This window comes from Nocardiopsis lucentensis DSM 44048, from assembly GCF_000341125.1.
GTDB lineage: Bacteria > Actinomycetota > Actinomycetes > Streptosporangiales > Streptosporangiaceae > Nocardiopsis > Nocardiopsis lucentensis.
Genome location: NZ_ANBC01000218.1, coordinates 1 through 332 on the forward strand (window position 1 = coordinate 1; position 332 = coordinate 332).

Sequence of the window (332 nt, forward strand, 5' to 3'; positions counted from 1 at the left end):
CGACGTCCCCGCCGCCACCGCCGCCTTCACCCCGCTCACCGCTCCCGGAGTGCGCCTGGACAGCGGCGTCGAGCCCGGCGACACGGTCAGCGCCGACTTCGACCCCATGCTCGCCAAGGTCATCGCCCTGGGCCGCGACCGCCGCGACGCTCTGCGCCGCCTGTCCGTGGCCCTGGCCACCGCGCGCGTGCACGGTGTGGGCACCAACCGGGACCTGCTCGTCCGCGCCCTGCGCCATCCCGCCCTCACCGACGCCGACCACCCCGACCCCGCCCGGCGGGCCCGTCTCACCACCGGCTACCTCACCGGTGACCGGCTCACCGCACTCGCCC

1 pseudogene is annotated in these 332 nt (G+C 77.1%); it reads left to right on the plus strand.

From position 1 onward, the window contains the following. Positions 1–332 (plus strand): annotated as a pseudogene (locus D471_RS33355) (acety-l/propionyl-CoA carboxylase subunit alpha); the annotation flags it as partial.